General features: G+C 38.8%; 7 protein-coding genes. 6 read left to right on the top strand and 1 reads right to left on the bottom strand.

Annotation, left to right across the window (positions count from 1 at the left end; genetic code table 11):
* Positions 1-59: IS3 family transposase (locus JX304_RS10945; RefSeq protein WP_368430979.1), on the top strand; the 59-nt coding region annotated here is incomplete at its 5' end.
* Between the two features lie 54 nt (positions 60-113).
* Here JX304_RS10945 and JX304_RS04800 read toward each other — a convergent pair.
* Positions 114-1,355, bottom strand: a complete 1,242-nt coding sequence (locus tag JX304_RS04800; protein ID WP_205011501.1) for a serine hydrolase — start codon at positions 1,353-1,355, stop codon at positions 114-116.
* Between the two features lie 205 nt (positions 1,356-1,560).
* Here JX304_RS04800 and JX304_RS04795 point away from each other — a divergent pair, with 205 nt between their 5' ends.
* The 5 genes from JX304_RS04795 to JX304_RS04775 all read left to right on the top strand — a co-directional run bounded on the left by JX304_RS04795 (position 1,561) and on the right by JX304_RS04775 (position 8,061).
* Entirely contained in the window at positions 1,561-3,546 is a 1,986-nt protein-coding gene (locus tag JX304_RS04795; protein ID WP_205011500.1) for a peptide ABC transporter substrate-binding protein, read from the top strand.
* A gap of 73 nt (positions 3,547-3,619) precedes the next feature.
* Positions 3,620-5,119 carry an ABC transporter permease gene (locus tag JX304_RS04790; protein WP_205011499.1) on the top strand — a complete coding sequence of 500 codons (1,500 nt, stop codon included), beginning with the start codon at positions 3,620-3,622 and terminating at the stop codon, positions 5,117-5,119.
* Positions 5,119-6,045, top strand: coding sequence for an oligopeptide ABC transporter permease OppC (gene oppC / locus JX304_RS04785; protein WP_003010290.1), 927 nt, complete (start codon positions 5,119-5,121; stop codon positions 6,043-6,045). The genes JX304_RS04790 and oppC overlap by 1 nt, the downstream gene beginning before the upstream one ends.
* A gap of 11 nt (positions 6,046-6,056) precedes the next feature.
* Positions 6,057-7,124, top strand: coding sequence for an ABC transporter ATP-binding protein (locus tag JX304_RS04780; RefSeq protein ID WP_205011498.1), 1,068 nt, complete (start codon positions 6,057-6,059; stop codon positions 7,122-7,124).
* Positions 7,125-7,134: 10 nt separating this feature from the next.
* Complete coding sequence (locus tag JX304_RS04775) at positions 7,135-8,061, top strand: ATP-binding cassette domain-containing protein (RefSeq protein ID WP_205011497.1); 927 nt, start codon at positions 7,135-7,137, stop codon at positions 8,059-8,061.
* Positions 8,062-8,328 lie beyond the last annotated feature (267 nt).

The raw sequence follows: 8,328 nt of genomic DNA, 5'->3' as shown, positions 1-8,328 counted from the left end.
TTAAGGTAAAATTAAAAGGACTTAGTCCTGTGCAATACAGAACTAAATCCTTCACTTAAATTATTTGTCTAACTTTTGGGGTGCAGTTCATTGATTCCATTGTGTTTTTTTACTTATAGCTTTTCGTTGACATAACGAACAAATTCATTCCACCAAACCTTTAAGAAAAAGCTTTTCTCAATGGTTCTTCCCGCTACCATATCGACCGTTGGCTCCTGATCTTCTAGATAGCCTCGCCCGATTTTATCTGGATCAGTATAGTGTAACTTTCCAAGCGTGGTTCCTGATTTGACAGGTGCCTTGAATGATTCTTGAGTGCTATTAAATTGAATTTTTGGTTCTGCTTGACTGCCTTGTTTTTCGACGATATAGAAGTCTTTTTTTGCAACAGCTAAAACAGTCTCAGACTTCCCATCCATAACACTTGCCTTGCTTTTCCCGTAAGGATCTCCTTTTTTGACGACAATGGAAGAAACAAAGGTTCTTACCACGTAGTTCATCAGAGAAGAAGTAGCCACAAAGCGTGCATATGGATCACCGTCAACGGCCTCTACTCCTAGGACAACGGTAATCATATGGATGCCATTTTGCGTCGTCGATGCAGCAAAGGTGATACCACCTTTGGTAGAGTTGCTGACCCGAAGGCCGTCGACTCCAGACCGGTAATTCGGCATGCCTTCTAGCATCAGGTTGGGATTTTCAATCTGCGTGTTTGAAAAAAGAGCAGTGGGTTTTGAAGTATATTTGGTCACTTCAGGAAAATCCTGGAGTAAGTGCTTAGCAATAACAGCAATGTCATAAGCACTCAATTGATTTTCATCCTCTTTCCCTTCAGGATCTCCACTGATGGTTTGTGTATTTAATCCTGTAGCGTTGATTAAATGAGGAGATTGAATGCCCCATTCCGCAAGTTTCTTCTTCATACTTTCAACGAAGCTTTTCTCAGAGCCACCCACTTTCTCAGCTAAAGCCAAGGCAGCAGTGCTAGAATTTCCAACTAAAAGAGCCGTCAATAACTGATCAACCGTATATTGATTCGCCTCCATAGGAAGAGTACCAGCACCTTCGATATCATTTAAGGACAAAGCTTTCTCAGACAGCATGATAGGATCTTTCAGAGAAAGTTTTTTTTCATGAATGGCTTCGAAAATCAGATAAGTGGTTAAGAGTGTAGATAGTCCTCCCACATCTCGTTTTTTCTCCGAGTCCTTTTCGTAGAGAATTTTACCTGTATCAGCTTCAACAGCAATGGCGCTTTGGGCAGGAAGATTTAGCTCATCTGCCAGAACGATTCGATAAGGCAAACTGCATAACAGCAGGATAAAGGTTAAAAAAGAAAGAAAGAATTTTTTCACAGTTGTTTCCTCGTTACTTAGTCTTCTCTATTGTATCATACAAATGATTAATGGAAAATCGTAAAATCATCAATTAGACTAAAAAGTCAGTCATAGCAAGGTTTTTGGATAGTGTTGAAGCAAATATTCAGAAAATTTAGTTTACTTTTTTTTTTAGTTGTGATATAATCTTAAACAAATCTAAAAAAACTATTGGAGAATTCCTATGAAAAAAGGTAAAGTATTCGCAGTTGCCGGAGTAACACTCCTTGCAGCTGGATTGTTGGCTGCATGTTCTGGTTCAAATACTAGTAAAGCAAGCTCAGGCGAAGACAAAAACTATGGTTATGTCTACACAGATGATCCTCAAACTTTGGACTACACTGTATCTTCTAAAGCTGCTACACACGATATTACTACAAACGTCGTAGATGGTTTGATGGCAAATGACAAGTATGGTAATCTCGTACCATCACTTGCGGAAGATTGGTCTGTTTCAAAAGACGGTTTGACTTATACCTACAAGATTCGTAAGGGTGTTAAATGGTACGATGCAGATGGTGAAGAACATGGCGAAGTGACGGCTAAAGACTTTGTAACAGGTTTGAAACACGCTGCTGATAAAAAATCTGAAACTCTTCCACTTGTTCAAGGTTCTATCAAAGGCTTGGATGATTATGTGCAAGGAAAAACTACAGACTTTAGCCAAGTTGGTGTTAAAGCTGTAGACGATTATACACTTGAGTACACATTGAACAAACCAGAAACTTTCTGGAACTCTAAAACAACAAACGGAATCTTGTTCCCAGTTAGCACAGATTTCTTGAAGAGTAAAGGCGATGATTTTGGTCAACCAAACGATGTAAAATCAATCCTTGCAAATGGACCATTCCTTTTGAAATCTATCACTTCAAAATCATCCGTTGTCTTTGAAAAGAATGACAACTACTGGGATAAGAAAAATGTTCACCTTAAAGAAGTGAAATTCACTTATTACGATGGATCAGACCAAGATTCGTTAGCACGTGGCTTCTCTGATGGGGCTTATACAGTTGCTCGTTTATTCCCTGCAAGTTCAAACTTTGCAACTATTTCGAAAAAATACAAAGACAATATCTACAACACACCAGCTGGTTCAGGTGTAGCGGTCCTTGGTTTCAACATCGACCGTCAATCTTACAAACACACTGCTAAAAAATCAGATGCTGAAAAGGCTGCGACTAAGAAAGCAATCTTGAACAAAGATTTCCGTCAAGCCATTACTTTTGCCTTGAACCGTGAAAGCTATTCTGCACAGTTAAATAGTAAGGAATTTGCTAAACCAGCTATTCGTAACACGTATGTTGCTCCAGCCTTTGTACAAGTAAATGGTAAAGACTTTGGTGATGTGGTTGCAGATAAATTGAGCACTTATGGTGATCAATGGAAGGGTGTCAACCTCGCAGATGGCCAAGATGGTCTTTACAACAAAGACAAAGCGAAAGCACAACTTGAAAAAGCAAAAGCTGAACTTCAAAAAGATGGTGTTCAATTCCCAATTCATATTGACGTACCAGTAGCACAAAGCTCAAAAGGATTTGTTGCTCGGATGCAATCTTTGAAACAAACAGTAGAAGACACTCTTGGTAAAGACAATGTTGTTCTTGATCTTCAAATGATGGACCTAGATGAAGTATTGAACATTACTTTGAATGTGCCATCAGCAGCAGATGCTGATTGGGATCTTCAAGGAATGGTTGGATGGAACCCAGACTATGATGATCCATCAACTTACCTTGACACTCTTCAACCATCTTCAGAAGACCAAACAAAAGTCTACCTTGGTTTTGCAGGTGGTGTAGATAATGCTTCAGCTAAAGCGGTTGGCTTAGACGAGTATGCGAAACTTCTTGCAGATGCTAATAATGAATCACAAGATGTAACTAAACGGTATGAAAAATACGCAGCTGCTCAGGCTTGGTTGAGCGATAGTGCTTTGGTGGTTCCAACAATGTCAAGTACAGGTGCAGCAACTGTCATTTCTAAAGTGGTACCATTCTCTGGTCCATCATCTCAAACAGGTAACAAAGGATCAGCTTACTTCAAATATGTAGAAGTTCAAGATGAACCTGTTACTAAGAAACAATACGAACAAGCACGTGAAAAATGGCAAAAAGAAAAAGCTGAGTCAAACAAAAAAGCTCAACAAGATCTTGAAAAACACGTTAAATAATTAAATTATTGCTTTTCATTAGAACTTTCTCTTCTAGGGGAGAAAGTTCTTTTGGACATTAAAGGAATGAAATATGAAAAAATATGTTTTTATGCGTATTTTGCGTTCGTTAGTGTCGATCTTCCTTGTGACGACATTAACCTACATGATTATCTATACGCTAACACCGAGAAATCTCATCTTTAAAAATGACCCCAACTACAATAAAGTAGCGAAGACAAAAGATTCGAAGATCAACTACGAAAATACGGTCTACGATCGCATGGGTTATTTGGAATACATGGATTCAAAAAGCTTGCAACAAAAAGCAAGTAAAGAAGATTCTTCTGTAACAGTTGATGCGACGACTGCTAATGAAAAGATCTATAAGGCATACATTAACAAATTAGGTCATGGTTGGCAGTTGAAACGTTTCCCAGAAAGTAAGTCTTTTTATGCGGTGCGTGAAATTCCGGTTTTTGAACGTGTCATCAGCTTCTATGCGAATTTGGTTCAGTTTGATCATCCAGGTTGGGTGAAAGATGCCTCAAATCCAAATCTCAAACGCTATATCCGTATTGAAAATGATCCATCTATTGGTTGGTCAGTTGTAGGTTCTGGTACGAAACACAAATACCTCTTGTACTTTAATGGTCAATTCCCATATGTACACCAAAACTTTGTGACCTTAAACCTTGGAAATTCATACCCAACGTATTCTAATACCCCAGTTCTTCAAGTTATCTCACAAGGACAAGGAACAACCAAGAAGAGTGAAGTGAACTTTCCAACAGGTAAAAAGACATCTTCAATCGATATCTACTCACGTACTTACAAATCACCAAGTAAGGCAGATTCACAAGATATCAGTCGATTTGGTAAAGGGGATGCTTATACAGCAACGTTGAGTAATTATGAGAATCCATCCATGATTGCATCTTCTTCAATCATTGGTTTGATTGGTATTGCGATTGCTTACTTGATTGCGATCCCATTAGGATCTTACATGGCTCTGTTCAAGAACTCATGGTTTGATAGCATCTCGACAGCTGTTTTGACATTTATGATGTCTCTTCCAACTATTGCCCTTGTTTACATTGTGCGTCTAGCAGGTTCTTTCTTTGGACTTCCAGACTCATTCCCAGTTCTTGGAGCACAGGATTGGCGTTCATATGTATTGCCTTCTCTGATTCTTGGTTTGTTGAGTGCGCCATTTATCGCCGTTTGGATCCGTCGTTACATGATCGATATCCACTCGCAAGATTTCGTCCGTTTTGCTCGTTCAAAAGGATTGTCAGAACGTGAGATCTCAAGAAAACACATCTTCAAAAATGCAATGGTCCCATTGGTGTCTGGTATTCCTGGCGCTATTATTGGAGTTATCTCAGGTGCGACACTTACTGAAACAGTCTTCGCTTTCCCAGGTATGGGTAAAATGTTGATTGACTCTATTAAAGCATCAAACAACACCATGGTCATCGGACTTGTCTTTATCTTCACATCACTTGCTATCTTTGCTGCCATGTTAGGTGATATCTTGATGACAGTACTTGACCCACGGATTAAATTAACGAATACGAAAGGAGGCAAATAATGGCTACAATCGATAAAAATAAATTTCAGTTTGTAAAACGCGATGACTTTGCCTCTGAAGTAATCGATGCTCCAGCGTATTCATACTGGAAATCTGTATTCAGACAATTCTTGAAAAAAAGAACCACTATCATTATGCTTGCTATTTTGATTGGGATTCTCTTGATGAGTTTTGTCTATCCTATGTTTTCAAATTTTGATTACAACGACGTAAGTAAGGTAAATGACTTTTCAGCACGTTTGAATCCACCAAGTGCCAAAGCTTTCTTTGGTACAGATAATAACGGTAAATCTCTCTTTGATGGAGTTTGGTTTGGTGCTCGGAATTCGATTATCATTTCCTTCATCGCCACTGTTATTAACGTGGTTGTTGGAGTTATCGTTGGTGGAATTTGGGGGATCTCAAAATCAATCGACCGTATCATGATGGAAGTTTATAACGTTATTTCAAACATTCCATTTATGTTGATCGTTATCGTCTTGACTTACTCAATGGGATCTGGTTTCTGGAACTTGATTCTTGCCATGTCCTTAACCGGATGGATCGGAATTGCTTATACCATTCGTGTCCAAATCATGCGTTACCGTGATTTGGAGTACAACCTTGCCAGTCGAACATTAGGAACACCAACTTTGAAAATTGTTACGAAAAACATTTTACCTCAGTTGGTATCTGTAATCGTGACACAAACATCACAGTTACTTCCAAGCTTTATTTCTTACGAAGCTTTCCTTTCCTTCTTCGGACTTGGTCTTCCAATAACAGTTCCAAGTTTGGGACGGTTGATTTCTGACTATTCTCAAAACGTAACTACAAATGCCTACCTATTCTGGATTCCGCTTACTGTTTTGATTTTAGTATCCTTGTCATTCTTTATCGTCGGACAAAACTTGGCCGATGCCAGCGACCCACGTACACATAGATAGGAGGAGTAGATATGACATCAAATAACAATATTATTTTATCTGCTCAAGATATCGTAGTGGAATTTGACGTGCGCGATCGCGTACTGACAGCTATTCGTGGCGTATCGCTTGAGTTAGTAGAAGGTGAAGTTCTTGCCTTGGTTGGTGAGTCAGGTTCAGGAAAATCAGTTTTGACAAAAACATTCACCGGAATGTTAGAAGATAACGGCCGTATTGCCCAAGGTTCGATTAAATATCGTGGTCAAGAATTGACGGACCTGAAATCAAATAAAGACTGGGAAAATATTCGTGGTTCTAAAATTGCTACAATTTTCCAAGACCCAATGACAAGTTTGGACCCAATCAATACAATTGGTTCACAAATTACTGAAGTCATTATCAAACACCAAGGGAAGACAGCTAAAGAAGCCAAAGAAATGGCTTTGGACTATATGGAGAAAGTTGGAATTCCAGATGCTGAACGTCGTTTTGACGAGTATCCTTTCCAATATTCAGGAGGTATGCGTCAACGGATCGTTATTGCCATTGCCTTGGCCTGCCATCCAGATATCTTGATCTGTGACGAACCAACAACAGCCCTTGATGTAACCATTCAAGCGCAAATCATTGATTTGTTGAAATCCCTTCAAAAAGAATACCAATTTACAGTTATCTTTATCACCCACGACTTAGGTGTGGTTGCAAGTATTGCAGATAAAGTAGCCGTTATGTATGCTGGAGAAATCGTTGAGTTTGGTAAAGTAGAAGAAATTTTCTACGATCCAAAACATCCATACACATGGAGCTTGCTTTCAAGCTTGCCTCAATTATCAACTTCAGATGGTGATCTTTACTCTATTCCAGGAACTCCACCATCATTGTATGCTCCAATCAAAGGAGATGCCTTCGCACTTCGTTCAGACTATGCGATGCACATTGATTTTGAAGAAGAGGCACCTGCTTTCAAAGTTACAGATACTCACTGGGCGAAGACATGGTTGCTCCATCCAGATGCTCCAGCAGTCCATAAACCTGAAGTAATTGAAAACCTTCACGAAAAAATTGGCTCAAAAATGGGCTTCACTCACATTACAGATTAGGAGGAAGGAAATGACTGAAAAATTAGTTGAAATTAAAGATTTAGAAATTTCCTTCGGTGAAGGAAGTAAAAAATTCGTTGCTGTTAAAAATGCAAACTTTTTTATCAACAAGGGGGAAACATTCTCTCTTGTAGGTGAATCAGGAAGTGGTAAAACAACAATCGGACGTGCGATCATTGGTCTGAATGATACAAGCGCTGGAGAAATTTATTACGGTGGTCGTAAGATCAATGGTAAAAATACTCACAGTGAAAAGTCTGAGTTGCTCCGGAAGATTCAAATGATCTTCCAAGACCCAGCTGCCAGTTTGAATGAACGTGCAACCGTCGACTATATCATATCTGAAGGTTTGTACAACCATCATTTATTTAATAGTGAAGAAGAGCGCCAGGAAAAAGTAAAGAATATCATGCATGAAGTCGGTCTTCTTGCAGAACATTTGACACGTTATCCTCACGAATTCTCTGGGGGCCAACGCCAACGGATCGGTATTGCCCGTGCACTTGTCATGGAACCAGAATTTGTCATTGCGGATGAACCAATCTCAGCCCTTGACGTTTCAGTACGTGCGCAGGTCTTGAACCTTTTGAAAAAATTCCAAAGAGAATTAGGCTTAACCTACCTCTTTATCGCCCATGACTTGTCAGTTGTGCGCTTCATTTCTGATCGTATTGCAGTTATCTATAAAGGGGTTATTGTCGAAGTAGCAGAAACTGAAGAGCTATTTAACCACCCAATCCATCCATACACGCAATCACTTCTTTCAGCAGTCCCAATTCCAGATCCAATTCTAGAACGTAAAAAAGTTCTTAAAATCTACGATCCAGAACAACATGATTACTCTGAAGATAAACCACAAATGGTTGAAATTAAACCAGGTCATTATGTTTGGGCAAATAAAGCTGAAGAAAACAAATACAGACAAGAATATAAATAGAGAGGATTCCCTCTCTATTTTCTTTATTTTCAAAATACTTTTTTAAAAAATAAAATATTTTTTAAAAAAGTATTGACAGTTAGTGTAGGACATGATATACTAATATAGTTGTCGCAAGAGAGCGACAAAGACCTTTGAAAACTGAACAAGACGAACCAATGTGCAGGGCACTATAACGGAAGTTATAGTAACTGAACAATAAAGAAACAATAAATCTGTCAGTGACAGAATGAGTTTAAGACAAACTATTATTTTAATGAGAGTTTG

This window comes from Streptococcus parasanguinis (assembly GCF_901875555.1).
Classification (GTDB): domain Bacteria; phylum Bacillota; class Bacilli; order Lactobacillales; family Streptococcaceae; genus Streptococcus; species Streptococcus parasanguinis_H.
Note: the sequence above shows the minus strand (reverse complement) of the source record. Positions and strands in the feature narration are given on the sequence as shown.

What these genes read in the sequence shown, in the direction of transcription:
- oppC (WP_003010290.1), top strand. Translation starts at nt 5,119, where the DNA reads ATGGCTACAATCGATAAAAATAAATTTCAGTTTGTAAAACGCGATGAC.
- JX304_RS04775 (WP_205011497.1), top strand. Translation starts at nt 7,135, where the DNA reads ATGACTGAAAAATTAGTTGAAATTAAAGATTTAGAAATTTCCTTCGGT.
- JX304_RS04780 (WP_205011498.1), top strand. Translation starts at nt 6,057, where the DNA reads ATGACATCAAATAACAATATTATTTTATCTGCTCAAGATATCGTAGTG.
- JX304_RS04795 (WP_205011500.1), top strand. Translation starts at nt 1,561, where the DNA reads ATGAAAAAAGGTAAAGTATTCGCAGTTGCCGGAGTAACACTCCTTGCA.
- JX304_RS04790 (WP_205011499.1), top strand. Translation starts at nt 3,620, where the DNA reads ATGAAAAAATATGTTTTTATGCGTATTTTGCGTTCGTTAGTGTCGATC.